Source organism: Nonomuraea sp. bgisy101, assembly GCF_057708945.1.
The window spans coordinates 41695-65811 of the sequence record NZ_JBYITD010000008.1; the positions used below are offsets into that span (position 1 = coordinate 41695).

Consider the following 24117-nt stretch of genomic DNA (forward strand, 5'->3'; position numbering starts at 1 on the left):
GGGTGTTCCTGTCAGGTTGTTGCGGGGACGCTTCTGGTGTGCCGGCCGACCGGCCGGGTGGTCACCGTCCCCGTCCTTGGGTCGTGCGTGACCTCGATGCGGATGCCGTACACCTCGGTGAGCAGCTGCTCGGTGAGGACCTCGGCGGGCGGACCGTCCGCGCGGACACGGCCCCGGTGCAGGAGGACGACGTGGTCGGCCAGTGCGGCGGCCTGGTTCAGGTCGTGGAGGACGACCCCGATGGCCACACCGTGCTCGTCGGCCAGATCGCGCACCAGATCCAGCAACTCGACCTGGTAGCGCAGATCCAGGAAGGTCGTCGGCTCGTCCAGAAGCAGGACGCCGGTGTCCTGCGCCAGGCAGGTGGCCAGCCACACGCGCTGCAGCTCGCCGCCTGACAACTCGTCCGCCGGACGGTCGGCCATCGCGGTGACGCCGGTGAGCTCCATCGCCCGCCCGACGGCGGCGTCCCCGTCGGGGTCGCCCGCCCGCCACCGCCCTCGGTGGGGATGCCTGCCATAGCCGACCACGTCGCGAACCCGGACACCGGACGGCGTGGGACGACTCTGAGCGAGCAGGGTGACCCGCCGCGCGAAGTCACGGATCGGCAGGTCCGTCGCGGACGCGCCGTCGGCCAGCGTGATCGTGCCAGCGTCCGGCCTGTGGAGCCGGGCGAGCGCCCGCAGCAGGGTCGACTTGCCGCTGCCGTTCGGGCCCACCAGGGCCGTCACGGTCCCGGGGCGGACAGCGATGTGGCCGTTCTCGACGGCCGTGGTGCCGTGGTAGCTGAGACACAGGTCGGCTCCACGGAGCGAGATCTCCTCGGTCACGGGACTTAGGTTAGCCTTACCTAGCTACATGTCAACCGTCGTCCGACGCCGCCGGGTTCTCCGCGGGTGCGCCTGGCCACGCACAGGTCCTGGAGGGCGTGCCTCAGGGGCGCGGGATGGCGACGGCGTTGTACGGCGTGCGCGGAGTCTGCTTCGTGGTGAAGCGGGCGTTGGGAAGGTACAGCCGGGGCCCGAAGGCGGCCACGGTCGCCGGTATGTCGAACCGGGGATCGCTCACCCGCCGCACGACCCGGCCGTCGGTCCCCGTCGCGTTCAGCCGCAGGACGGTCACGGCGCTGCGCCCGTTCTGGACCCCGTTCTCCACCGCGAACAGCGTCCGGCCGCGTAGCAACAGGCCGTCGCCGTCCGGCAGCGACTCGCCGTGCAGGTTCACCCGGCGGGTCCGGCCGGACAGGTCGACGCGGAACAGCCCGCCGGTATTCGACTGCACGATGATCAGGCCCTGGCCGTCCGGAGTAGGCGTGATGCCGTTGGCGTTGAAGCCGGCGCCGTACACCAGATCCCCGGTGAGCGGGATCCGCTGCGCGGCGGCGGGCAGCCGTCCGCCGCGCAGCGGCAGCTTGTAGAGCACCGGGTTGGTGGAGTCGGTGAACCAGGCGGCGCCCTGGGTGAGGATGACGTCGTTGACGAAGGCCGCGCCGGTGGTCAGCCGGTAGGAGGCCAGCACCCGGCCGGTGCGGGAGTCGATGACGCGCGCGTCACCGCCCGTGCCGCCCGCCACGAACAGCCGTCCGCGCGGATCGGTCTTCATCCCGAGTGACGGTGTGCCGGGCCCGCGGCTGACGATCGCGCCGCGTCCGGTGCGCAGGTCGGCCCGGTAGATGGAGCCGTCGGCCATGGAGCCGATGAAGGCGAACGGGCCGGGGCCGATGGCGATGCCCTCGGGCCGGAAGCCGTCGGGCAACGAGATCGATGTCGGAGATGTCCCGGCCCGCGGGTCCGATGCCGCTCCGGCGGAACCGCCGACGGTGACGGCCAAGGTGAGTGCGGCGAGAACCGCACCAAGGCGCCTGACTGATCGCATCATCTGATGCCCTCTTTCCAGTTCTGTGAGCCCCGTCGAGTGCCGCTGCTTCTTGTCGAGTGACGGCAGGCGCGCGGCCCACACGGCGTTCATGCTGTGCTCCGAAGCACGCGGGCCGTTCGGGGTGAGCAGCCACACGTCCTGCACGCCCTCGAAGGCGGGCGGCAGCGACCGGGCGTCATCGAGGTCTCCGACGAAGACCTCGGCGCCCTGCTCGTGCGGGCCGTCCGCTCGGGACTCCTCATGGATGAGAGCGCGAAGATCCACATCGGCACCGTCCAGCGCGTGCATCAGTGCGGTGGAGACGGTTCCGGTGGCTCCGGTGATCAGCACGGTGCGCGACACGCTCATGCTCCCTTTCCCCTCGTTCCAGCCGTTCCGGACACGGTGATGCGCATGGCTTCAGCTCCTGAGGTCGGTCGGTCGGGGCGGCCGGTGCCCCGTCGTGGCCATGGTGAGTTCTTGGTCGACCGAGGTCTGCGGAGGCTTCCCCGCCGCCCGGCCGGCGGTGACGCGCTCCAGGACCCACAACGCGACGGTCCCGGCCGAGAGGGCGGCGCCCAGGAGGCACACGCCGGTCCAGCCGCCGTGCACCCAGACCGCCGAAGTCAGCGCGGAGCCCACGGCGCCGCCGATGAACAAGGAGGTCATGAAGGCGGAGTTGATCCGGTTGCGAGCCTCGGGCCGGAGCGCGTAGAGGACGTTCTGGCTGCTGTTGAGCACCGCCTGATGCGCCAGGTCCAGCACGATCACGCCGACGAGCAGCCAGACCAGCGAGCGTGCTCCCGTCGCGATCGCCAGCCAGGACGCCACCAGCAGGACCGTCCCCGCGCCGGTCACGGTCTGGACGTGCCCGCGGTCGGCCAGCCGCCCCGCCACCGTGGCGGTCAGCGCACCCGCGGCGCCGACCAGGCCGAACAGGCCGATGGCCGACTCCGACCAGCTGTACGGCGGCCGCACCAGCAGAAAGGTCAGCGCCGTCCACAGCACGCTGAACGAAGCGAGGCTCAAGGCGGCGATTCCTGCCCGCCACCGCAGCAGCGGCTCGTACCGATACATCGCGACCGTCGAGCGCAACAGCTTCGGGTAGGACAGGCGTCTGTCGTCCCCGCCGAGCCGCGGCAGGAAGACGCGCAGCAGTACGGCCATCAGGGCCATCAGGACCGCGTTGACCCAGTAGACCGTCCGCCAGCCGCCCAGGTCCGACAGCGCTCCGGACGCGGTGCGTGCCAGCAGCAGGCCGAGCATCAGCCCGGTCATCACCGTGCCGACCACCCGGCCGCGCTCGGCCGGGGCCGCCAGCGTCACCGCGAACGGCACCACGACCTGCGCTCCCACCGAGGTCAGCCCGGTCAGGGCCGTACTGGCCAAGAGCACTGTGCCGTTGGCCGCGGTGGCCGACATCAGCAGGAACACCGCGGTCGCCGCATAGAGGGACACGGCGAGCAGCCGCCGCTCCACCAGGTCGCCGAGCGGCACCAGCAGGATCAGCCCCAGCGCGTACCCGGCCTGCGCGGCCGTCACCACCAGCGCCGCCAGCGAAGGTCCAAGCCCCAGTTCCCGGCCGATCAGATCAAGCAGCGGCTGCGCGAAGTAGTTGCCCGCGGCCGCCAGCCCGGTCGCCACCGACATGAGCAGGAGCAGCCCGCGCGACAGGCCGCTGTCCTGAAGTCTCGCCGTCGTCATACGTCCAGCCTCGACGATGGACGATCAATGAGTCCAACGCATGTTTGTCATCGAAGCGATCGTGTACCACGATTGATTCGTGGAGCTTCAGCAGATGCGCTACGTCGTCGCCGTCGCGGAGACGAGCAACTTCACCCGCGCCGCCGAGCAGTGCCAGGTCGTCCAGTCCGCGCTGAGTCACCAGATCGCCCGGCTGGAACGTGAGCTGGGCGCCAAGCTCTTCGAGCGCACCAGCCGCCGTGTCCGGTTGACCTCGGCCGGCGAGGCGTTTCTCCCCGCGGCCCGCCAGGCTCTGGACGCCGCCGAGCGGGCCAGGGCCGAGGTGGCGGCCGCCGCAGGCGAGATCCGCGGCCGGCTCGCCATCGGCGCCATCCCCACCGTCGTCGCGGTCGATCTGCCGGCCGAGCTGAAACAGTTCCACCTGCGGCATCGGGAGGTGCGGATCAGCCTGCGTTCGGGCGGGAGCGAGGAACTGATCGAACGGGTGCAGCAGGGCACTCTGGACGTCGCCTTCCTGGGACTTCCCCTGGGCGTACGGCCCAAGGGCGTCCGTGGCCGCGAACTGGCCCGCGGCGACCTCGTCGCCATCGTGGCGCCCGGCCACCCGCTGGCGGACAGGGAACACGTGGACCTGCATCAGCTGTCGGACGAGCCGTTCGTCGACTTCCCCCCACGCACCGCCGCGCGGGCCCAGACGGACGAGGCCTTCGCAGCGGCAGGAGCCCGGCGCGAGGTCGCCTTCGAAGTGACGACCGTGGACTTCATGGCCCGCCTGATCCGACAGGGCCTGGGCGTCGGGATGCTGCCGGCCGCCTTCGTCCCCGACGTCCCCGACCTGCCGGTCCTCCGGCTTCGCGATGCTCCCGCCCGGATGGAGCACCTCATCTGGAGTCGCTTCCCGCCATCCCCTGCCGCCGCTGCGTTCCTGTCCGGCCTCGGTATCTCGGCGGCGTGACCCGCACGATCGCCGGGCTCGTGACGTCGGGTGCGCGGTGAGACGGCAGCCGGCCGAGCCGGGCCGGCCCGCGCCCCCGGCGTGGAGCCGGCGCGGGTCGCGGTGACGCGGGTTCCGGTGGCCTCCGCACACCCCCTCCGACGGTCGGTCAGGACGCCATCAGGCATGATGACTCTGAGTGGGGATTCGCGTGCGGAAGGTGATCGTTGTGGGCGATGAGGTGCGGGCCGGATCCGTGATGCTCACCAGCGACTGGATGGCCGTGATCCGGTCCAGGGAGCGCGACCAGGCGGACGCCTATCTGGACGATCCCTGCGCCGCCGCGTTCGTCACTGCTGAGTCCGAGGCGAGCTACGACGAGATCCGCAGCAAGGGGCTGCCGTCGGAGGTGGTGCCGATCAGAGGGCGGCTCGGCGACCAGACGCTCATCGAGTCAGGCGTACGGCAGGCGGTGTGCCTGGGCTCGGGCACCGATTCCCGCGCCTACCGGCTGCCGCTCGACCAGGGCTTCAGCTACTTCGAAGTCGACCTTCCCGGCCAGCTCGCAGGGAAGTCGGAACTGCTCGGCGCGGCCGGGTTCGCCGCCAGATGCCGGGTCGAGGTCGTGGAGGCGGACCTGCGCGACGACGGCTGGACGGCCGCGCTGCTCGCCGCGGGCTTCGACCCTGAGCAGCCGGTGCACTGGATCGCGGAGGGGCTGTTCTACTACCTCACGAAGCCGCAGGCCCGGGCGCTGGCCGAGGCCATGAGCGAGATGTCGGCGACGGGCTCGTGCTTCACGTTCGACGGGCCGCACGACCGGTTCCTCACCGATCCCGCCCGGCAGGACTTCCTGCGGAGGATGGGCGAGCTCGGCTCGCCGTTCGTCGGCTCGTTCCACGACCCGGTGGAGTGGCTGGCGCCCTACGGCTGGCAGGCGCAGGCGACGCTGCACGGCGACATCGCCGAGGGTCGCTGTGACTGGCTGCCGCCGCTGCCCGACCGGTTGCGGGCCATCATCCAGGACGTCTGGTTCGTCCGCGCCCGTCAGGCCTGACGTCATTCGGGGCGGCAGGCGGGTTCTCGCCCGCTTCAGCGGGGCGCCTCGCCCTCTTCCAGGTCTGGCCGGCTGGGTCAGGGTCCGCCGCCGCCCGGCCTGGTCACGCAGGCCCGCCGGAGGTTCGTCGGTCGACTCCGCGAGTCGCCGCCCGTTGCGGAAGGCTCCTCGCGCGCGGCAGCGTGGAGGGAACGGTGCCGCACAGGGGAGGTCTCGTGGAACTCGGGCTGAGAGACAAGGTCGCCGTCATCACCGGCGGCAGCGCGGGCATCGGCCTCGCCGTGGCGCGAGGCCTGGCCGCCGAGGGCGCGCATCTCGTTCTCGCGGCACGCGCCGCCGACCGCCTCGAGGAGGAGGCGCGCGGCATCCGCGAAACCTACGGGGTACGGGCCGTGCCCGTCGCGTGTGACGTGGCGACGCGGGACGGCACCACCGCCCTGGCCGCGGCCGCCGAGGAGGCCTTCGCCGGCGCGGACATCCTCGTCAACAACGCGGGCGCGGGGTCGAACGAGACCATCCTCGACGCTCCGGACGAGAAGTGGCAGGCCTACTGGGACCTGCACGTCATGGCGGCCGTACGGCTGGCCCGCGGCCTGGTCCCCGGCATGCGGCGGCGGGGCGGCGGAGTCATCCTCCACAACGCGTCGATCTGCGCGGTGCAGCCGCTGTGGTACGAGCCGATCTACAACGTGACCAAGGCCGCGCTCATGATGTTCTCCAAGACGCTGGCCGCCGAGCTGATCGGCGACGACATCCGCGTCAACTGTGTCAACCCCGGCCTGGTCCTCACCCCGGACTGGGTGAAGACGGCGAAGGAGCTCACGGCGGACAGCGGCGGGGACTGGCAGGGCCACCTCGACGAGGTCGCCAGAGAGCACGCCCCCATCAAACGCTTCGCCACACCCGAGGAGGTCGCCGACTTCATCGTCTTCCTGTGCTCGGATCGGGCCGGCTACTCGGTGGGCTCCACCTACTTCGTCGACGGCGGGATGCTCAAGACGGTGTGACACCGTGCCCCCGTCCGGGCGGGCTCGCCGGTCAGGTCGCGAGCAGGCGCGAGGTGCGCTCGCTCTCGAACCGCGCGCCGATGCGGCTCCACCGGCCCAGCGACTCCTCGAAGGCGGCCGCGCCGTACAGATGGCCGCGGGCGCGCGCCAGGCAGGCGGCGGCCCACTCGTTCTCACCGGCCGACTCGGCGGCGGCGGCCAGGCGGCGGTCCGCGTCGGGCAGGCCGGCGAGGACGGCCAGCTCGGCCCCCGCGGCGCGGGCGTAGGCGGCCGACCAGCCCGTGGAGGTGCCGGTGAAGGCCCGGCAGACCAGGGCCGCCGCGTCCTCGACGGTGCCCGTGTTCACGGCGACGCGGGCGTCCACGAAAGCGGCGAAGACCATGGGGCCTGGGGCGGCCTCGCCCGTGTCCAGGGCGCGCTCGGCGCGGGCCCGCCAGAGCCGGTACGCGCCGTGCTCGCCGCGCAGGCCGTGGGCGAGCGCGATGGCCGAGGCGGCGGGGGAGAGCCAGGCGGCGATCGGCATGCCGGAGCGCCGCCAGGCCTCCCACATGGGCTGGGCGTGTTCCAGCGCCTCGTCGAAGCGACCGAGCAGCACCAGCGGCGGGATCAGCTTGCCGGCGGAGCGGTACGGGTGAGCGCCGAGCAGGTCGTCGCGGGTGATCTGCTCGGCCGTGGACAGCGCCGCCTGGAGGTCGCCGGTGGCGAACGCGCAGAGCCAGGCGTTGTGGAAGGAGTCGAGGATCTCGGCCGCGGAGGCCGGGTGGCGGCGGTCCATCAGCTCCACCAGCGCCAGCCGTTCCCGTGCGATGCGGTACGCCCGGCGGAACCGGCCCGCGCGGATCGCCAGCGTGCCGGGCGCGTCCAGGGCCGCGCTGATGAGGATGGGGTCGCCTGCGGCGCGCGCCGCCGCCACGGCGGCCTGGGCGAGGGATGGTTCGGGCGGTGTGTCGGGGGAGTCCTCGCGTGACGGAGCAGGAGAGGTCTCGGGGGAGGTCTCGGACAGCGTCTCGGGCCAGGGAGGGCACCAGGCGTCGGCGGCGGCCAGGTGGGCGGTCACCACGGGATCGCCGGGCTCGCCCGCCATGGCCGCCTCGTCCAGCAGCTCGCGCAACCGCCGGCGGGGGACCGGTTCGGGGAAGCCCGAGGTGAACCTGCCGGCCGTGACGACGGCGTCGGCGAGCGCGATCGTGCGGGCGTTGCCGTCGTCCGCGGCCTCCGCCTGAGCGGCGGACTCCACGAGCAGGTCGAACGCCCCGCGGGCGAGCCCCACCGCGAAAACGACCTGCGCGGCGGTGCGCAGATCCGCGGCGGAGTCCGAGGCGGTGGGGGCGCGGCGGGCCGCCTCCTTGAAGTGCTCCAGCGATTCGCTGACCAGGCGGCGGGCGTAGGCGAGGTGGCCGAGCGAGCGCGCGAGGCGGTGCGGAAGCACGCCGGGGCCCGGTGGGGCGTTCCGCAGCGCCGCCCGCAGGTCGTCGCACACGGCGTCGAAGCGCTCCCGCCACTGCTCGCCCTGGTGCTCCGCCAGCGCGTACGCGGTCTCGGCCGCCCACCGCAGGTGCAGGTCCCTGACCTCGTCCAGGTCGCCGCTCGCCGCCAGCCGGTCGAGACCGTACGCGCGAACGGTCTCGAGCAGCAGCCAGGAGCCCGCCTCCCGGCCTCGGACGACCAGGCTCTTGTCGACCAGCCTGCCCAGGACGTCGGTGACGGCGCTCAGGGAGTCGAAGGGGCCGACACCACGGGTGGCGTAGGGGGCGACGCTTCGGGAGTCGAAGGGGCCGACACCACGGGTGGCGTAGGGGGCCACGCTATGGGCGGCGTCGAGGTCGAACGCGCCGGCGAAGACGGCCAGCCGGGGGAAGAGGGCCCGTTCGTCGTCGGCGAGCAGGTCGTGACTCCAGCCGATCACCGCGCGCAGGGAGCGGTGCCGCTCGTCGGGGTGGCGGCTGCCCGCCAGGAGTCGCAGCGTGTCGTCCAGCGCGGCCAGCAGGCCGTCCGCCCCCAGCGAGGCGCAGCGGGCGGCGGCCAGCTCGATCGCGAGCGGCATGCCGTCCAGCCGGGCGCAGATCTCGGCGACGACCGCAGGTTCCGCCGTGAAGCCAGGATCGACCGCGGCGGCCCGGTCCGCGAACAGCGCTTCGGCGTCGGAGGCCAATGGCAGCGGCGAGATCGGCATCACGTGCTCGCCCGGCACGCCGAGCCGTTCGCGGCTCGTGGCCAGGACGGCGACGTCAGGGCACTGGGACAGCACCCGGTCGGCGAGAGTGGCCGCGCTGTCGAGCACGTGCTCGCAGTTGTCCAGGATCAGCAGCCGCCGCTGCCCGCCGAGCGCGCACGCCACGGCGTCCTCCAGCGACCGGCCTGGTGACTCGCTCACCCCGAGCGCCCTGGCCACGGCCCCCGCGACCTGCCCTTCTCGCACCGGGACGAGGTCCACGAACGCCCCGCCCAGCGGGAAGTCCTGCGCGGCGGCCTCGGCGACGACCGCGGCCAGCCGCGTCTTGCCGACCCCGCCCGGTCCGGCCAGGGTCACCAGCCGCCGGGGCCGCAAGAGAGCCAGGACGGCGTCGCGTTCGTGCGCTCGTCCGGTGAAACCGGTGCGCCAGGTGGGCGTGCCCGCGATCCGGCCGAGGGGAGAAGGGGCGTCCGGTGCCCGCCCGGCGATGGCGGCCAGCGCCCGCCGGTCGGCGACGCCGTACTTGCGCAGGAGCGAGGACACGTGATTCTCGACGGTGCGCACGGAAAGGTGCAGGCGGCCCGCGATCTGGGCGTTCGACAGGTGCTCGTGGAGGAGGGCCAGCACCTCTGCCTCGCGCCGCGACACCGATTCCGGGCTCACCTGACATATCTGACCACCATCCCAGGGGTTTTGAGTAGGTGGGCTCTGCGTGGTCGATGCGTGGCCGGCACGGATGTCCTCCTCCGGCGTTCCGGCGCAGACTGGTCCCCTTCGGCCACCTGGCGATGCGAATGGGGTGACGTCTGTGAGCGGCGGCGTGCTGAACGAGGCCTACGAACGGTTCCACCGCACCGGTCCCGAATGGGGGGAGGACCAGCTGACCAACCACGGCCCGATGGCCGTGGAGGTGCTGGTACGCCGGGGGCGGGCCGACCACGTGGACCGCTGGGTGCAGGCGTACCTGGACCGGCTCGACGAGATGCCCTCCCGCACCGCCGACATCACCGACGCGGACTGGGCCGAGGCGCTCGGAGACGGACGGCGGGTCGGCGACTGGACCACGTACTTCGGCCGGGCGCTGGAGGAACGACCGTGGCGCGAGGTGCTGGCCACCTGGTGGGCGCGGCTGCTGCCGGGGATCGTGGCGGGCACCACGCACGGCGTCATCAGGGTCGGGCACGTGGTGCGCGCGCTGCTCGCCGGCGCCGAGAACCCTGCCACCCTCGGCGAGCTCGCCCACGGGCTGGCGTTCTGGGCGGCCAGGTCCCGGCCCGTGCCGGCCGCGGGCCCACCCGCGGGGCGACTCAGCCCGCTCGCGGCGCTGGATGGCATCCCCCGGATCCCCGACCAGCGCGGCAACGTGGCCGGCCGGTTCGGCCAACTGCCGCACCTGGCCGGCTGGGAGGCGGCGGTGGCCGGGCTGGCCCCCGCCACGACACCGGACGAGGTGCCCGGCCGGCTGGCGGACCTGGTTGCAGCGGCCACGCTGCGCTACCTGGCCCATGGGCACGGGCAACCCGTCCTGCTGGTGCACACCGCCACCGCGCCCAACGCGGTGCTTCACGCCCTGCCGGCCCTGCCCCGCGAGCTATGGGCGCCGAGCCTGACCGCGATCTGGACGACCACCGCGGCGATCTACTCCGCCTACGCCCCGCCCGACGGCGCGCCGCGCACGGCGCTGCCCGTCCCGCCGTCCGGCTCCGGGGCCGTCGCCGAGGTGCTGGACAGGGCGATCGCCCACGCCGACGAGCACGTCATCAAGTTCACCGACACCGCGGCCGAGGTCTACACCCGCACCGGCCACCCTGACGCGCTGGCCGCCGCCCTGCGCGCCGCCGACCTCATCCACCCCACGCTCTAGGCGGCCTTCCGCCGTCACCACCGCAGCCCGCCCGCGACATCGCGGGCGGCCTGCGACATCGCGGCCCGCCGCGCGTCAGAGGGAAGCCTTAAGGAATCCGTAAGCGGACTCCGCCAGGCTGAAGGCAGATCGAGAACAGGGAGCCGGACAGGCCGGCTCTTCGCACCGCGACAAAGGAGTGGCAGATGGCGAGCAGGCTGGTTGTTTCGACCTTCGTGTCGTTGGACGGCGTCATGCAGGCCCCCGGCGGGCCTGGCGAGGACGACTCCAACGGTTTCCAGCACGGCGGATGGCTGGCGCCGCACGTGGACGAGGGGTTCGGCCGCATCATGGACGAGCAGTTCGACCGCGCGGACGCCATGCTCCTGGGACGCAGGTCGTACGAGATCCTCGCCTCGCACTGGCCTGGCGTGCCCGACGAGGAAGGCGGCGCGAAGATCAACAGCATGCGGAAGTACGTCACCACGAGTACACCGATGAACGCCGAGTGGCGCAACACGGAGGTCCTGGTGGGCGAGGCCGCGCAGACGGTCGCCGACCTCAAGCGGCGCACCGACGGCGAGATCATCGTCCAGGGCAGCAGCGACCTCATTCGCACGCTTCAGGAGGCCGAACTGGTCGACGAATACCGGCTGCTGGTCTTCCCCGTCGTCCTCGGCGAGGGAAAGCGGCTGTTCGCCGAGGGAACCACTCCGGCCGGGCTGAAGCTCACCGGGACGTCCAGCACCGACGCCGGCGTCGTCTACATGACCTACGAGTGGGTGGGCAAGCCCGTGTACGGCTCCGTCGCCTAGCGCAGGCTCTGGTCGTAGGGTCGCGCGAGGTCACCGACCGCGCTCAGGTGCCTCAGCGGGCGCCGGCCATGGCAGGCAGGGAGCGCCAGACCACGGGGACGTCGCGCATGACGAGGGCGCAGTCGAGGGTGGCGCTGCCCGCGGGGAAGCGGCGGGTGTCGTCGAAGAAGGAGGACTCCGCGGAGTCGATACGGCAGGCCTCCAGGCGCCAGGCGTCGGTGCCCAGTTCCATGCCGTCGAGGTGCCGGCCGGATCGGGTCGCGGAGAAGCCCCTGGAGCCGTCCTGGAAGAAGGCCGAGGCCTCCGCCAGGTCGGCGAAGAGCTCGCTGCCCCGCAGCTCGTCGGTCACCTCGACGGTGACGTCCACCCGGGTGCCGCCTCCTCTGGTGGCGTACGCGACGTGCAGGCGGTCCCTGGTCTCGTGGATGTCGAAGTCGGCGCGGCCGTGTTCGCCGGGGAAGACGCGGCCGCCGGCCCAGACCGTGAGGCGCGAGGCGGTGTCGCGGCGCGGAATGTAGACGCCGGTCTCGACCCCGGCGGGGCCGTCCCATTCGACGGCGATCCGGTGCGCGGCGTTCTCGGTGCGCAGCCCGAGCGCCTTCGGGGCCCAGACGGGCCGGACCCCGCCCAGCCGCAGCAGGCAGATGCCGGCGACGGCGTGGCCGTTGACCAGGTGGGGGCGCAGCGGCTCGGGCAGGAGATCCGCCGCGGCCTCGGGGGCGACCCGGTAGTTCACCAGCAGTCGCCGTTCGACGACGCTGGACAGACGTGTCTGCCTCATGACCGCTCGCTTTCCGGTACGGGACGCCACCTGGGGCGGCGCAACGCGATCTGCTCGGGACAGACGGCGCTGAGGAACCTGCCGACGCGGGTGGCCGGTCGCGCCTCGGCCGGCGTGGAGAAGATCCAGTGTATGGAAGGAGCGGTTGCCCTCGCGGCGCTCGGTGACGAGCCCCGCTCCCTTGAGCACGCCGAGACGCCGGGAGATCGACGGGCCGCTGATGGCGAACAGGCCGGGGTGTCATCGGTCCTGACGTAGCCGCTCGGCCAGGAAGTCCTCCCAGGTACGGTGGCCCACGGCCCGCTCCGGAGCGAGGTTGGCACCTTTCCGGTACGCCGCGGCGGCCTTGCCCGGCGTTCTCACCTGCATGACCAACCGGCGCTTGCCGCTGGCCCGCAGATAGCCGCGGGCGAGCTCCTTCATCCCGTACACCCGCGGCCCCGCGATGTCAGGCACCAGACCGGCCGGCTCACCCAACGCCAGCTCCACCAGCCGCGCCGCCACCTCACCGGCGTCGACCGGCTGGAACCGCATGCCACCCCACAACGGCATCACCGGAATCCTGGCCATCTGCCGCAACGTCATCAGAACCCAGTCATGGAACTGGGTCGCACGCAGCGTGGTCCACGGCACCCCCGACTCCGCCACGATCCGCTCGGCCTCCCGCTTGGCCGCGAAGTACCCGAACATGGCCCGATCCAGGCTGCTGACCACCGGTACCCGGTCGACCCCGACGACCGAGATGTAGACCAGGTGCCGCACCCCCGCCGCGGACGCCGCCCGCACCAGGTTCCTGGCCTTGTCCTCGTCACCCTTGGCGCTGCCGGCGCAGTGCATCACCGTCTCGACCCCCTCCAGCGCGGCATCGAGCCCCTCGCCGGTGGACACGTCACCGGTCACGAACTCGACCCCGTCCACCGACGGACGCGCACTCCGGCTGAGCACCCGCACATCACGGCCCGCGTCGCGCAGCAGCGGGACGACCAGGCGCCCGAGCGTGCCAGTGCCGCCGGTGACCAAGATTGGTGATGTCATGACTTCTCCACATTCATTCCGGCCTGGGGTGTTGTCCCCTCTACGGGTACGACCCCTGGCGAGGAAGGAATGTGACACGACGACCGGACACGACGAGCGGGACAGGTGAAGCGCACCACCGCGGCGCCGGGTCAGGCCCGAGAGTCCGAGCCCTCAGCCTGCCGTGCGAAACGAGCGACGGCCTCCTCGACCAGGCGCTCCGCGCACTCGCGCGGCTCCCACTCCCTGGCGTCGGCGGTCTTGCCCGGCTCCAGATCCTTGTAGACGGCGAAGAAGTGCCCGATCTCGCCCCGTACGTAGATCGGCACGTCCTCCATGTCCTGGTACCGGTCGAAGCGAGGATCGTCCGCCGGCACGCACAGGATCTTGGCGTCCGGGCCCTGCTCGTCGCGCATCCAGAACACCGCGACGGGGCGGGACCGGATCACGCACCCGGGGAACGTCGGCACCTCGCCCAGCACCAGGGCGTCCAGGGGGTCACCGTCCTCGGCCAGGGTGCCGGGCAGGAAGCCGTAGTCGTAGGGGTAGGCGGTGGAGGTGAACAGCAACCGGTCCAGACGGATCCGCCGCAGGTCGGCGTCCATCTCGTACTTGTTCCGGGAGCCCCGCGGTGTCTCCACGATGATGTCGAAGCGCATGTCGCCATCACCCCCTGCGGACCCATGCTCGCAGCGGAGAGGGGTAAACGGGCATCCCTCTCGGTCTCCGGGAAGCGGGGTGTGGTGTGGGGCTCAAGCCCTTCCCCGGCTGTCCAGGGGACCGGGGCCGGGGAGGGCCGTTCTGTAAGGGCGTTCGACGCCGCTGCTCCAGCGTCAGTCGTCGACGCCGCCACCTTCGGGACGCGTGATGTTGTCGTCGCCGAGTTCGTCGTCACCGCCGCCGCGCTGTTCCCGGCACTTCTGCGGGTTCTTGTGCCTGGCGCAGGGGTCGGCCGCCGAAGAGAGAACGGGAGCGGTCGCGACAGCGGTCCCGGCCACGGGTTCCGCGCTGGCGAGTTGTGCCGGCATCGTCACTGGGACGATGAGGGCCGAGGCTCCCATCGCCCCGGCTGCGAGCGCGTACCTGATTTTGATCATGACAGATGACTCCAGGGTGAAATCAGTTGCGCCCCGGGCGGTGCCCGGGCTGACGGAAAGCCGAATCGGCATCGCCTTCGCCGATTCGACGTAAGAACGGAATTCCACGCTAATGAGCGAAAAGTCCGGCGGTCACCTGGGGAAAGACAAAGCCTGGAACCGGTCGGATTACCCTGCCGTCATGGAGAGTGACGGAAATATCGCATACTGTGACAGATCGCCACGCCATGACGTCGGGAACCCCTGTGCCCACTAGGGAAGGCCTCGCCTGCGCGGATGGCAATGTCTTGGCAAGTCGCCGCGCGAACAGCCCTTCTCCGGGCCGGAACGCAGCGGTTCGGCCCGAGAAGAGGTCACCTCGACGGTCCGCGACGCCGGTGGTCGAGGGAAGGTCAGCCGGTGAGGTCGCGGGTGTAGCGGATGCCTGGGCGGTCGTCCAGCGTCATCTCGCCGGTGGGGACGAATCCGGTGCGGGTCAGTACGGTTCGCGACGCGGCGTTGTCCAGCGTGGTCTCCGCCCGCAGCGTGGTCAGGCCGTATTCGGTGGCGGCCAGGGCGCACACCTGGCGGACGGCGCTCGTGGCGAGGCCCTGTCCTGAGGCGCTCTTGGCGATGCGGTAGCCGAGCTCGGCCGATCCGTCCGCCACGTCGATCAGGTTGACGCGCCCCAGCACGCTGCCGTCGTCGCCCACCAGGACGTGGAAGTGGTGGAGTCCGGCGGCCTGCTCGGCGACCAGGGCGGTCAGCCGTGCGTCGAACTCGGCGAAGTAGTCGTCGCCGCGGTCCGGGATCGAGGCGGCGAAGTAGGCGCGGTTCTCCTGCTCGAACGTCAGGAGGGCGGGGCCGTGGCCGAGTCGGAGACGCTGGAGGTCGGGCATGGGAGAACGCTATCGCGCAGCGGACGATCTCCGGCGCGCGAGCGTACGGACCCTGGAAGCCCCGCGCGGGCGCACGAGCGGGCCCCGGCAGCTTCGTCGTATTCGACGAAGAGGCGTGCCTTCGCGGTCCTTACTGTCGGACCCACCCCCAGGCGGCAGGACGGAACGAGGAGCGCGAGTGAAGATCGTGGAGCTGGGCTCGGTCGATGGGTTCATCGCCTTCGACCTGGACTGCCCGATGAGTGCGGGAGGCACGCGGCTGGCTCCGGACGTCACCCGCGGGGAGGCCGAGCTGCTGGCCCGGGCGATGACCTACAAGTTCGCCGTGCTCGGCGAGCGGATCGGCGGAGCGAAGGCGGTGCTGCGGGCCGACCCGGAGCATCGCGCCGCCGCGGTGGCCCGGTACTGCGAGGAGATCACGCCGCTCGTGCGGAGCGGGCTGTTCTTCACCTCGTCCGATCTGGGCACCAGGACCCAGGATTTCGTGACGCTGCCCGACTATCGGACCGACTCGGTCATGCACCAGGACGTCGGCGGCGAGCTGGTGGACACGATCGTGACGGGGCTCGGCGTGGTCGCCGCGGCCGACACCGCGCTCGACGGGCTCGCGGGGCGGACGCTCGCGGTCGAGGGGTTCGGCAAGGTGGGCGGCGGCGTGGTGCGCGAGGCGGCCAGGCGGGAGGGGCGCGTCACCGCGCTGTCGACCGCGCACGGCTGCGTGGTGGACGAGGCAGGACTGGACGTGGCCCGGCTGTTCGAGCTGCGGTCCCTGTACGGCGACGCCTGCGTCGGCCGGCTGGGCCTGCCCGTCCGCCCTCCCGCCGCGCTGTACGACGTGGCCGCCGACGTCCTGGTGCCCGGCGCGCGGACCGGGGTGCTGGACGGGGACAGGGCGGCCAGGGTGCGGGCGCGGGTGATCGCGCCGGCGGCCAACGTCCCGTACACGCGCAGCGGGCTGCGCGCGCTTCGGCAGCGCGGCGTCGTGCCGCTCGCCGACTTCGTGTGCGGCGCGGGAGCCTCGATCGGATACCTCGCGGATCGGGCGGGGAAGGTGGGCGACGCGGAGTCGGCGGGGGCGCTGGTGAACGAGACGATCGGCCGGATCACCGCGGCGAGCCTGGCCCATCCCGACGGCCCGTTCGCCGGTGCGTGCGCCATGGCGCAGGAGTTCCTCGGCGGGTGGCGCGCTCCCTCCGAGCTGCCCGACGGCCCGCCGCTCGCGCCCGAGCCCGTGTAGGGGCGTCCGAGGCGTGGAACCGACAAATCGGTAGCTTTTCTACAGGCGCGCGGCAGGGTCGGTCCGCTACGGTCGTCCGGGGTGGACCCGCCCCCCACCTTTCGCTGGGAGCGCACGATGGATGTACTGCGGACACTGGCCCTGATCGCCGCGACGCTTTCGATGGGAATGGTGTCCAGCGTGTTCGCGCTCTACGCGCACACCATCATGCCCGGCCTCAAACGGACGGACGATCGCACCTTCGTCGGCGCTTTCCAGTCGATCGACAGAGCGATCATCAATCCGTGGTTCCTCGGCGGCGGTTTCCTCGGCGCCCTGCTGTTCGGCGTCGCCGCCGCGCTCACGCAGCTGGGCAGGCCCGCCCTGCCCTGGATCGTCGTCGCGCTCGTGCTGTACGTCGTCACGTTCGTCATCACGATCGCGATCAACGTGCCGCGCAACGACGCGATCAAGGCGGCGGGGCACCCTGACCAGATCGACGTGGCCGCGGTCCGTCAGCGGTTCGACGAGGCCAGGTGGGCCACGTTCAACATGGTCAGGGTGCTCACCAGCGTCCCCGCGTTCGCGCTGCTGATCTGGGCGCTCGTCCTGCACGGCCGGTCGTCGGTCTGACGGGCCCTGCGCGGGCCGGATGTCAGGTCGCGTCGGCGAGGTCGTCGGCGGCGACGTAGCCGAACGTCATCGCGGGGCCGAGCGTCGAGCCCGCCCCCGCGTAACTGTGCCCCATCACCGCTCCGCTGGCGTTGCCCGCGGCGTACAGGCCCGGAATGACCGATCCGTCCGCGCGGAGCACGCGGGCCCGCGCGTCCGTGCGCATCCCTCCCTTGGTCCCCAGATCGCCTGGGACGATCTTGATGGCGTAGTACGGCGGCAGCCACAGCGGCGCCAGGCAGGAGTTCGGCCTGATGGCGGGGTCGGTGTAGTAGTGGTCGTAGACGCTGTCGCCGCGGTGGAAGTCCAGGTCCTTGCCCGTCAGCGCGAAGCCGTTGAACCTGGTGACCGTCTGGCGGAGCGCCGAGGAGGGCACGCCGATCTTCGTCGCCAGGTCCCCGACCGTCCACGCCTTGTGGACGGCGCCCGCGGCGTACCAGGAGTCGGGGAACGGCAGGGTCGGCGCGATGTCCTTGAACAGATACCTGTTGCGGTAGTTCTGGTCGATGATCAACCAGGACGGGATGTGCGGCCCGCCCGCGTTGCGGTCGTACATGACGTGCACGACGTCGCTGTACGGGGCGCCCTCGTTGACGAACCGCACGCCGTCCCCGTTGACCAGGATGCAGCCGGGCAGGGTGCGCTCGGCCAGGCAGAAGTACGGTTCGTCGGGCAGCGGGATGGCCGGCCCCCACCACGCGTCGTCCATCAGGTCGAGGGCCGCGCCCGCCCGGCGGCCCGCCCTGATGCCGTCGCCGGTGTTCTCCTGGGCGCCGACCGTCCAGTCCGTTCCGATGGGCTGCCGCTGGAACTCCGTGCGCATGGCCAGGTTGTGCTCGAAGCCGCCCGAGCCGACGATGACCCCGCGAGCCGCCCTGACCAGCGTCTGCCCGCCGTTCTGCGCCACGACCACGCCCACGGCCCTGCCGTTCGCGTCGAACTGCAGGTCCAGCAGCGGGGTGTCGAGCCACACCGGCACGCCGGCGGCGAGCAGTCCCGCGCGCAGGCCGCCGGCCAGCGCCTGGCCCATCGTGAGGGGGATCTCGCCGCGCAGCGCGGCGGCGGTGTACCTGGCCACGCACTCGGCGGAGACGGCCGCGCCCTTGAGGCTGACGGCGGCGAGCGTGAGCCATTTGTAGTCGGCGCTGAACACGATCAGCCCGGCGGGCGTGGGGATGTAGGAGGGGTTGAGGTGGGCGAGCTCGGCGCCGAGAACCCTGCCGTCCAGCTGGTCGGGTTCGATGGACCGGCCGTTCGGCATCCCGCCCTGCAGCTCGGGATAGTAGTCGGAGTAGCCCTCCATCCAGCGGAAACGCAGCGGGCTGTTCCGCATGACGAAGGAGATCATGGCGGGCCCGTTGGCCAGGAACGCGGCCTGCCGGTCGGCGGGCGCCCCGCCGCCCACGACGGCGGCGAGGTAGGCGGCGGCCTTGGCGGGCGTGTCGGGGACGCCGGCGGCGAGGATGACCTCGTTGTTCGGGATCCAGATGCCCGCTCCCGAGCGGGCGGCCGAGCCGCCGAACGTGGGCGCCTTCTCGATCACCACGGTGCGCAGCCCGCGCTTGGCCGCCCGCAGGGCCGCCGTCATGCCCGCCGCGCCCGAGCCGACCACGACGACGTCGAAGTCGGCGACGGCGGAGTAGGCGGTGCCGCCGAGGCCGCCCAGGACGCCGGTGGTGAGGACGGCTCCGGCCGCGCCGCGTAACACCTGCCGCCTGGTGTGGCGTGGCGGGGGCGTCGGCTGGGGGTTCTGGTCCGCGGGCATGGCGCATCCCTTCGACGTGAGGCTGACCTTTGACCGGCACCTCGCGCCCGGCGCCCGAACGAAGCATGCGCTTGGTTGGTATGGCTGTCAACGGCGCGGCGGGGCGAACTCCGTGCTCGTGCTCGTGCTCGCGACCACCCGCCCGCCGACGACGACGTGCCGCGGCGGGGCGTGCAGCGTGAGGCACTCCCTGACCGTCCGCCCCTCCAGGACCACCAGATCGGCGGGCGCCCCTGGAACGAGGCGGTGATCGCGGCGGCCCAGCACGCGGGCGGCGTCCACCGTCACCATGTCGTACAGCCGGTCGAGATCGGCGTCGGCGCGGGCGTCCAGCAGGTGCGCGGCCAGGAACGCGACCTCCAGCAGGTTGTGCCGGCCGAAAGGGTAGTAGGCGTCCTCGATGTCGTCCTGCCCCAGAGCCAGCGGCAGCCCCGCGCCGGCGAGGGTGAAGACCGGCAGGTGCAGCGGCCCCGTGTGCGGGTCGCTGACGAACCCCAGGCCCGCGGCGCGGCACAGCTCGATGAGCCTGCGCAGGTAGGGCTCGGGGTAGAGCGCCATCGCACGGGCGTGCTGCGCGCTGCCGCGCACGCCCGAGGCCAGCAGCGCGGAGGCGAGCATCTCGGTGGTGCGCAGGCCGGGGTCGCCGGCGTCGTCGACCAGCATGGCCACCCGCCTGCCCGTACGGCGGGCGAGCTCGACCATCCGGCGCACGTGCTCGGCGGCGTCGGCGTCGGTGTACTCGATCCACGGGATGCCGCCCACGACGTCGGCGCCCAGCCGGATCGCCTCGGCGACCAGTTCCTCGGTGCCTGGACGGCGCAGCAGCCCGTCCTGGGGGAAGGCGACGACGCGCACCTCGACCCGGTCGCGGAACTCCTCCCTCAGCGCCAGCAGCGCCTCCACCCCGGTGAGCCCGGCGTCCGGGTCCACGTCGGCGAACGCCTGGACGGCACGGACGCCGTGCCGTACCGACTCCGTCAGCGCCCGCCTGGCGCGCTCCAGGACGGCCGCGGCGCTCTGGTCGCGTTTGACGGCGGCGGCGGTCTCGATCGCGTCCATGGCCGCGCCCATCGTGCCCTCGGTGTAGGCCTCGAGCGCCCGAGGGCCGGCCAGATCGAGCGTGTGCACCTTGCACAGGTGCAGATGGGCGTCGACGAACGGCTCGGTGACCAGCCGCCCGCCCGCGTCGATCACCAGGGTCGCGGCACCGGCCGCGTCGCGGTCCTCCGGGGCCACCGCGGTCAGGACGCCGTCGGCGGCGGCGAGCATCCAGGTGCCCGGCCGGCCTCGCAGGGTCGCGTCGCGGATGAGCAGATCCACACTGCCGACCCTACGGCCCCAGGATTGTCGGTGGGGTTCGCTACAACGTCCTCATGGGTGCGTGGGATGTGGGGCCGTTCGACAACGACACGGCCGCCGACTGGTGTGGTGACCTGCAGGACGCCGACGCTTCGCAGCGGCCGGTGCTGATCAGGCGGGCGTTGGCCACCGTCGTCGACGAGCAGGGCTACCTCGACAGCGACCTCGCCTGCGAGGCGATCGCGGCGGCGGCGATCGTCGCCGCGCAGCGGGGCGGGCCGCCGATCACGTCGGCCTACGCGCCGGAGTTCCTCAGGGCGGGCGGCGGGGTCGAGGTGCCCGACGACGTGGTGGCGCTGGCGGTTCGCGCGCTGGATCGGGTCGCGGGAGACGACTCGGAATGGCGGGAGCTGTGGGAGGAGGCCGACGCGGACGGCCGAGCGGCGGCGGCGTTCGCGCCCATCAGGGACGCCCTCACCCGGTAGTCGCCGTCCAGGCGTCGTGGAGGGCTCGGATCTCTTCGGGCGTGCTCTCTCGGGCGATGTACGGGATGTCCAGGATGTGGCGGCTGTCGGGCAGCCTCTCGCGGACGACGCCGGCGTCCTTGAGGATCTGGGCGTACAGCGAGGCGCCGTCCATGCAGAACACGTCGATGACCGCGACGCGCCCGTCGAGGGCCAGCCGCACGTTGCCGGTGTTCAGGTCGATGCCGTCCCACCAGGGCATCCGCGCTCGATACTCGGTGTCGACGGCCGCGGCGGCCTGCCGTACCTCGTCGAGCGCCGGGTCGGCGGCCCCCTCTCGCCACTGGCGGGCGACCTGCTCGGCCCGCGCGGGTTCGAGCGGGGCGAGGAACTCCAGCACGGCCAGGGTGCCGCCGCCGTCCAGCGGCGTGTCGAAGGCGACGCGTGGCAGGTAGGGGTTGTCGGGCCTGCGGCGGCACAGATCGAGGAAGGCGGCGTAGGCCGGGTCGAACGGGCACACCCTGGCGACCCACAGCCCGTCGGGGGAGCGCAGCCCCGTCGCCCAGTCGCCGACGCCGCACGGGGTCCAGCCCGCCAGCACCAGCTCCGCCGTCGCCTCACGATGGGTGATCGAGGGCCACAGCAGGTCGAGGAGAGCGTCGCTGAGCACCCGCGCAGCTTACGAGAGCCGGCCGGCCGGGCGCACGCGGGTTTCCTGCGGGTGCAACGGAGTTCCAAGCCGGACACAAGCGGGCGCGGGTAGATCTTGACCTCGTGAACACATTCCTCGGCGTGACCGCCGCCGCCGTCATCGTCCTCGCCGGTGCCACCCCCGCCGGCGCCGATCCCACCGTCTGGAAGTGGGGGCCGGTCCACTCCACCGACGGCCACGCCGAGGCCAGGGGCACGGTGGCCGTCGGCCAGTCGGGCTTCGTCGTGTCCGGCAGGCTCGTCGACACCAGGGGCGCGGGCTGCTCGTGGGTGCAGATCAGGGCGATGAGCAGCGAGAACGGCCGTTGGCGCACGGCCCGGTCCGCCAATTGCGTCCCTGGCGCGAGAGCCTTCCGCAAGGACGTCGGCAGTGCGCTGCAGGTCAGGGTCAGGGTGTGCAGAGGCACCGCCGCCAAGGCGACCGGGCGGTGCTCCAGCTGGAAGACCGTCTACACCCAGGGAGGCTAGCGGCCGCACGCCGTGCAGGGCGGGCGGGTGATCCGGTAGTAGGAGAACGAGGCGACGGCGAGGCCGAGGCCCCAGACGACGTAGGCAGGGACGGCCACCCACATGAACGCGGGCTCCTCAAGGGTGCCGTCGATGGTCTCGCCCACCATCTGCCCGACGCCGGTGCCGAAGTAGGCCAGCATCGCGCCCGCGATCCCGAAGCCGGGGCCGACGACCAGCCAGCGCGGCACCCTGCGCCCCGCCAGCGGCAGCACCCACCGGGGCCAGACCCTGCCCCAGCCGTGCACCAGCGCGAGCGGCAGCAGGACGCCCGCGAGCAGGAAGCCGAACTCGAAGACCAGCAGCGAGGGGCTGGTGGCGTAGGGGACGCTGACACCCATGGTCAGCTGCGCGACGATCCTGGTCAGGCAGCCCGCCACCGCCGCGTAGGCCGCGATGTGGCCCCAGCGGGGGGTCGCGTCGAGACGAGGGACGCCGACGCACCGCAGGCAGTCCGCCGTACGGCGGCGCTGCCACGCCAGGGCCGTGGCCCCCGCGAGCAGGCCGACGGCCGCGCAGCTCGCCCTGCTGAGGAAGGCGGCGGGGTCACGCGGGATGCCCAGGCCGGGCAGGATGCCGCCGACGACGTCGAGCAGGAGCATCGCCGAGGCCGACAGCAGGCTCATGCCCAGCGCGTACGCCGCGAGCACCAGCGGCAGCCGGCCCCTGCTGACCTGCAGTCCCGCGACCACGAGCGCGACGCCGGCGCACAGGGAGATCACCACCCAGGAGGGGAACATCACGTCGGAGCCGAGCACCCAGGCGGGCGCGCGGCCTGCCGCCCAGTAGGCCTGCACGGCCCCGTAGGCCACGGCGCCGACCAGGGCGGCCCACGGGGTCCACGTCATCCATCGCGTCATGCTCACACGCTCGCGCACGGCGGCGGCGTGGCCCTCACCTGGGAGGGTGAACCGGCTCCCCCGTCAGAGGGATCACCGGCCCACGAGCTCCTCCACCGCCTCGCGGAACAGCACGCCGTGCCTGTCGACGTCGGCGCGGACGGTGTCGGGGCACATGAGCGCCATGTTGTGGAAGGGCGTCAGCAGGATGCCGCGGTTGGCCAGGTACAGGTGGAGGTAGTCGTCGAGCTCCTCGTCCGAGGTGGCGCGGGAGGCGGTGCCGTTGACCGGTGCGGGGGCGGCGAAGCGGTACTCGGCGCGGGCGCCCAGCCGCTGGACGCTCCACGGCAGGCCCGTGTCGGCGATGACGGCGCGCACGTCCTCGGTGAAGACCTCGGCCAGCGCCGTCATGTGCGCGAACGCCTCGTCGGTGAGCACCTCGCCGAGCGTCGCGCGGACGGCGGCCATCGACATGGCGTTGCCCGCGAGCGTGCCGCCGACGCCGCCCATGTCGACGAGGTCCAGGTCGGTGCGGGCCAGCACGCGGTCGGCGAGCTCGGCCGACATGCCGTACGCGCCCGCGGGCACGCCCCCGCCGATCGCCTTGCCGATGGTCAGCATGTCGGGCTCCAGACCCCACAGCGCGGTGGCGCCGCCTGGGCCGGCGGAGAAGGTGTGGGTCTCGTCGTTGATGAGCAGCGTGCCGTAGGCGCGGGTCAGCTCGCGGACCTTGTCCAGGTAGCCGGGCTCGGGGAGCACGATCCCGATGTTCGTCAGCGCGGGCTCCATGAGGACGGCCGCCACGTCGCCGTGCGCGAGCTGCCGCTCCAGACCTTCCACGTCGTTGAACTCGGCCACCCTGCTGGTCGCCGTCACATCGTAGGGGGCGCCGACGTTGCCCTCGCGGCTGACCCCCTGCCACTGCCGCCCGATCGCGTGGCCGCCGCTCACCCATCAGGTGGCCGTCAACCCCCTGAAGAGGGCGATGACCTCCTCGTTCACCTATGCCCCACGTATGCCCCACGGTGTGGCATCCGGTCATTCTCGTGTGAGACTGGCCGTGTCCGCATCAGTGGAAGGGGGAGCGCCATGGCCGAACTCCCGCCCGACGTCCGCGCGCTGTTCGAGGGCCCTGCGGCACGGTCGCCGAGCGGCTGACGTTCACCTGAAGGTCAGGCGCCCCGCCACGCGGTTGTGTCGCACCGTAGAGGCACGAATCACGGGGGAGAGAACATGCCACTCATCAACGTCAAGATCATCGAGGACGTCTTCACCGAAGCGCAGAAGGCCGAGATGGTCGAGAAGCTCACGGACGCCATGGTCAGCATCGAGGGCGAGAACATGCGCTCGGTGACATGGGTCGTCGTCGAGGAGGTCAAGAGCGGTGACTGGGGCATCGGAGGCAAGACGCTGACCACCGCTGACGTCAAGGCCCTGGCAGGAGGCTGACGCGCGGAGCGGTGATGCGGTGCCGGCGATCCGGT

24 protein-coding genes are annotated in these 24117 nt (G+C 72.3%); 10 read left to right on the plus strand and 14 right to left on the minus strand.

Annotated elements, in window-relative coordinates:
- Positions 1–11: 11 nt before the first annotated feature.
- From AC3EO4_RS16710 to AC3EO4_RS16720, 3 genes are all read right to left on the minus strand, one after another.
- Positions 12–830: an ABC transporter ATP-binding protein gene (locus AC3EO4_RS16710; protein ID WP_431896414.1), complete on the minus strand. Its 819-nt coding sequence runs from the start codon at positions 828–830 to the stop codon at positions 12–14.
- A 103-nt stretch (positions 831–933) separates the two neighbouring features.
- Positions 934–2220, minus strand: a complete 1287-nt coding sequence (locus AC3EO4_RS16715) for an NmrA family NAD(P)-binding protein (protein WP_431896416.1) — start codon at positions 2218–2220, stop codon at positions 934–936.
- Positions 2221–2277: 57 nt separating this feature from the next.
- Positions 2278–3561 (minus strand): MFS transporter, encoded by a 1284-nt coding sequence (locus tag AC3EO4_RS16720; RefSeq protein WP_431896418.1) that lies wholly within the window; start codon positions 3559–3561, stop codon positions 2278–2280.
- A gap of 79 nt (positions 3562–3640) precedes the next feature.
- Here AC3EO4_RS16720 and AC3EO4_RS16725 point away from each other — a divergent pair, with 79 nt between their 5' ends.
- From AC3EO4_RS16725 to AC3EO4_RS16735, 3 genes are all read left to right on the plus strand, one after another.
- Positions 3641–4516, plus strand: a complete 876-nt coding sequence (locus tag AC3EO4_RS16725) for a LysR family transcriptional regulator (RefSeq protein ID WP_431896420.1) — start codon at positions 3641–3643, stop codon at positions 4514–4516.
- Between the two features lie 208 nt (positions 4517–4724).
- A complete protein-coding gene (locus AC3EO4_RS16730; RefSeq protein WP_431896422.1) occupies positions 4725–5552 on the plus strand; it encodes a class I SAM-dependent methyltransferase in 828 nt (275 codons plus the stop codon).
- A 215-nt stretch (positions 5553–5767) separates the two neighbouring features.
- Positions 5768–6559 (plus strand): SDR family NAD(P)-dependent oxidoreductase, encoded by a 792-nt coding sequence (locus AC3EO4_RS16735; protein ID WP_431896423.1) that lies wholly within the window; start codon positions 5768–5770, stop codon positions 6557–6559.
- A gap of 31 nt (positions 6560–6590) precedes the next feature.
- Here AC3EO4_RS16735 and AC3EO4_RS16740 read toward each other — a convergent pair whose 3' ends face one another.
- Positions 6591–9395, minus strand: coding sequence for an ATP-binding protein (locus tag AC3EO4_RS16740; protein WP_431896424.1), 2805 nt, complete (start codon positions 9393–9395; stop codon positions 6591–6593).
- Between the two features lie 145 nt (positions 9396–9540).
- Between AC3EO4_RS16740 and AC3EO4_RS16745 the strand changes: the two genes are divergently transcribed.
- Positions 9541–10596 carry a questin oxidase family protein gene (locus tag AC3EO4_RS16745; protein WP_379576412.1) on the plus strand — a complete coding sequence of 352 codons (1056 nt, stop codon included), beginning with the start codon at positions 9541–9543 and terminating at the stop codon, positions 10594–10596.
- Positions 10597–10781: 185 nt separating this feature from the next.
- The gene (locus AC3EO4_RS16750) at positions 10782–11390 is read left to right on the plus strand and encodes a dihydrofolate reductase family protein (RefSeq protein ID WP_379576414.1); all 609 of its coding nucleotides are present in this window, start codon (positions 10782–10784) and stop codon (positions 11388–11390) included.
- A 52-nt stretch (positions 11391–11442) separates the two neighbouring features.
- Here AC3EO4_RS16750 and AC3EO4_RS16755 read toward each other — a convergent pair whose 3' ends face one another.
- The 5 genes from AC3EO4_RS16755 to AC3EO4_RS16775 form a co-directional block, all read right to left on the minus strand.
- The gene (locus AC3EO4_RS16755; protein WP_379576416.1) at positions 11443–12171 is read right to left on the minus strand and encodes a DUF2071 domain-containing protein; all 729 of its coding nucleotides are present in this window, start codon (positions 12169–12171) and stop codon (positions 11443–11445) included.
- A 240-nt stretch (positions 12172–12411) separates the two neighbouring features.
- Complete coding sequence (locus AC3EO4_RS16760) at positions 12412–13206, minus strand: SDR family oxidoreductase (RefSeq protein WP_431896425.1); 795 nt, start codon at positions 13204–13206, stop codon at positions 12412–12414.
- 131 nt (positions 13207–13337) lie between these two features.
- On the minus strand, positions 13338–13844 hold the full coding sequence (locus tag AC3EO4_RS16765) for an inorganic diphosphatase (protein ID WP_379576420.1): 507 nt from the start codon (positions 13842–13844) through the stop codon (positions 13338–13340).
- Positions 13845–14018: 174 nt separating this feature from the next.
- Positions 14019–14390, minus strand: a complete 372-nt coding sequence (locus tag AC3EO4_RS16770; RefSeq protein WP_431896427.1) for a hypothetical protein — start codon at positions 14388–14390, stop codon at positions 14019–14021.
- Positions 14391–14674: 284 nt separating this feature from the next.
- Entirely contained in the window at positions 14675–15160 is a 486-nt protein-coding gene (locus AC3EO4_RS16775; RefSeq protein WP_379576424.1) for a GNAT family N-acetyltransferase, read from the minus strand.
- Between the two features lie 178 nt (positions 15161–15338).
- On the opposite strand from AC3EO4_RS16775, the gene AC3EO4_RS16780 reads away from it, so the two are divergent.
- A complete protein-coding gene (locus AC3EO4_RS16780) occupies positions 15339–16397 on the plus strand; it encodes a Glu/Leu/Phe/Val dehydrogenase dimerization domain-containing protein (protein ID WP_379576426.1) in 1059 nt (352 codons plus the stop codon).
- A 117-nt stretch (positions 16398–16514) separates the two neighbouring features.
- The gene (locus tag AC3EO4_RS16785) at positions 16515–17009 is read left to right on the plus strand and encodes an anthrone oxygenase family protein (protein ID WP_431896429.1); all 495 of its coding nucleotides are present in this window, start codon (positions 16515–16517) and stop codon (positions 17007–17009) included.
- 22 nt (positions 17010–17031) lie between these two features.
- On the opposite strand, the gene kstD is transcribed toward AC3EO4_RS16785, so the two are convergent.
- Both kstD and AC3EO4_RS16795 read right to left on the minus strand, forming a co-directional pair.
- Positions 17032–18813 (minus strand): 3-oxosteroid 1-dehydrogenase, encoded by a 1782-nt coding sequence (gene kstD / locus AC3EO4_RS16790; protein WP_431896431.1) that lies wholly within the window; start codon positions 18811–18813, stop codon positions 17032–17034.
- An 87-nt stretch (positions 18814–18900) separates the two neighbouring features.
- Positions 18901–20133, minus strand: a complete 1233-nt coding sequence (locus AC3EO4_RS16795) for an amidohydrolase family protein (protein ID WP_431896433.1) — start codon at positions 20131–20133, stop codon at positions 18901–18903.
- A gap of 53 nt (positions 20134–20186) precedes the next feature.
- Here AC3EO4_RS16795 and AC3EO4_RS16800 point away from each other — a divergent pair, with 53 nt between their 5' ends.
- On the plus strand, positions 20187–20597 hold the full coding sequence (locus tag AC3EO4_RS16800) for a DUF4259 domain-containing protein (protein ID WP_379576434.1): 411 nt from the start codon (positions 20187–20189) through the stop codon (positions 20595–20597).
- Here AC3EO4_RS16800 and AC3EO4_RS16805 read toward each other — a convergent pair.
- On the minus strand, positions 20587–21246 hold the full coding sequence (locus AC3EO4_RS16805; RefSeq protein ID WP_431896435.1) for a hypothetical protein: 660 nt from the start codon (positions 21244–21246) through the stop codon (positions 20587–20589). The genes AC3EO4_RS16800 and AC3EO4_RS16805 overlap by 11 nt on opposite strands.
- 104 nt (positions 21247–21350) lie before the next feature.
- On the opposite strand from AC3EO4_RS16805, the gene AC3EO4_RS16810 reads away from it, so the two are divergent.
- Positions 21351–21755 (plus strand): hypothetical protein, encoded by a 405-nt coding sequence (locus tag AC3EO4_RS16810; RefSeq protein WP_379576438.1) that lies wholly within the window; start codon positions 21351–21353, stop codon positions 21753–21755.
- On the opposite strand, the gene AC3EO4_RS16815 is transcribed toward AC3EO4_RS16810, so the two are convergent.
- Both AC3EO4_RS16815 and AC3EO4_RS16820 read right to left on the minus strand, forming a co-directional pair.
- The gene (locus AC3EO4_RS16815) at positions 21752–22654 is read right to left on the minus strand and encodes a hypothetical protein (protein ID WP_379576440.1); all 903 of its coding nucleotides are present in this window, start codon (positions 22652–22654) and stop codon (positions 21752–21754) included. The two genes, AC3EO4_RS16810 and AC3EO4_RS16815, sit on opposite strands and share 4 nt — an antisense overlap.
- 72 nt (positions 22655–22726) lie before the next feature.
- Positions 22727–23584 (minus strand): aminotransferase class III-fold pyridoxal phosphate-dependent enzyme, encoded by an 858-nt coding sequence (locus tag AC3EO4_RS16820; protein ID WP_431896437.1) that lies wholly within the window; start codon positions 23582–23584, stop codon positions 22727–22729.
- A 282-nt stretch (positions 23585–23866) separates the two neighbouring features.
- On the opposite strand from AC3EO4_RS16820, the gene AC3EO4_RS16825 reads away from it, so the two are divergent.
- On the plus strand, positions 23867–24082 hold the full coding sequence (locus AC3EO4_RS16825; protein ID WP_379576444.1) for a tautomerase family protein: 216 nt from the start codon (positions 23867–23869) through the stop codon (positions 24080–24082).
- Positions 24083–24117: the final 35 nt, after the last annotated feature.

What these genes read in the sequence shown, in the direction of transcription:
- AC3EO4_RS16720 (WP_431896418.1), bottom strand. Translation starts at nt 3,561, where the DNA reads ATGACGACGGCGAGACTTCAGGACAGCGGCCTGTCGCGCGGGCTGCTC.
- AC3EO4_RS16750 (WP_379576414.1), top strand. Translation starts at nt 10,782, where the DNA reads ATGGCGAGCAGGCTGGTTGTTTCGACCTTCGTGTCGTTGGACGGCGTC.
- AC3EO4_RS16755 (WP_379576416.1), bottom strand. Translation starts at nt 12,171, where the DNA reads ATGAGGCAGACACGTCTGTCCAGCGTCGTCGAACGGCGACTGCTGGTG.
- AC3EO4_RS16760 (WP_431896425.1), bottom strand. Translation starts at nt 13,206, where the DNA reads ATGACATCACCAATCTTGGTCACCGGCGGCACTGGCACGCTCGGGCGC.
- AC3EO4_RS16765 (WP_379576420.1), bottom strand. Translation starts at nt 13,844, where the DNA reads ATGCGCTTCGACATCATCGTGGAGACACCGCGGGGCTCCCGGAACAAG.
- AC3EO4_RS16775 (WP_379576424.1), bottom strand. Translation starts at nt 15,160, where the DNA reads ATGCCCGACCTCCAGCGTCTCCGACTCGGCCACGGCCCCGCCCTCCTG.
- AC3EO4_RS16785 (WP_431896429.1), top strand. Translation starts at nt 16,515, where the DNA reads ATGGATGTACTGCGGACACTGGCCCTGATCGCCGCGACGCTTTCGATG.
- kstD (WP_431896431.1), bottom strand. Translation starts at nt 18,813, where the DNA reads ATGCCCGCGGACCAGAACCCCCAGCCGACGCCCCCGCCACGCCACACC.
- AC3EO4_RS16800 (WP_379576434.1), top strand. Translation starts at nt 20,187, where the DNA reads ATGGGTGCGTGGGATGTGGGGCCGTTCGACAACGACACGGCCGCCGAC.
- AC3EO4_RS16815 (WP_379576440.1), bottom strand. Translation starts at nt 22,654, where the DNA reads ATGACGCGATGGATGACGTGGACCCCGTGGGCCGCCCTGGTCGGCGCC.
- AC3EO4_RS16825 (WP_379576444.1), top strand. Translation starts at nt 23,867, where the DNA reads ATGCCACTCATCAACGTCAAGATCATCGAGGACGTCTTCACCGAAGCG.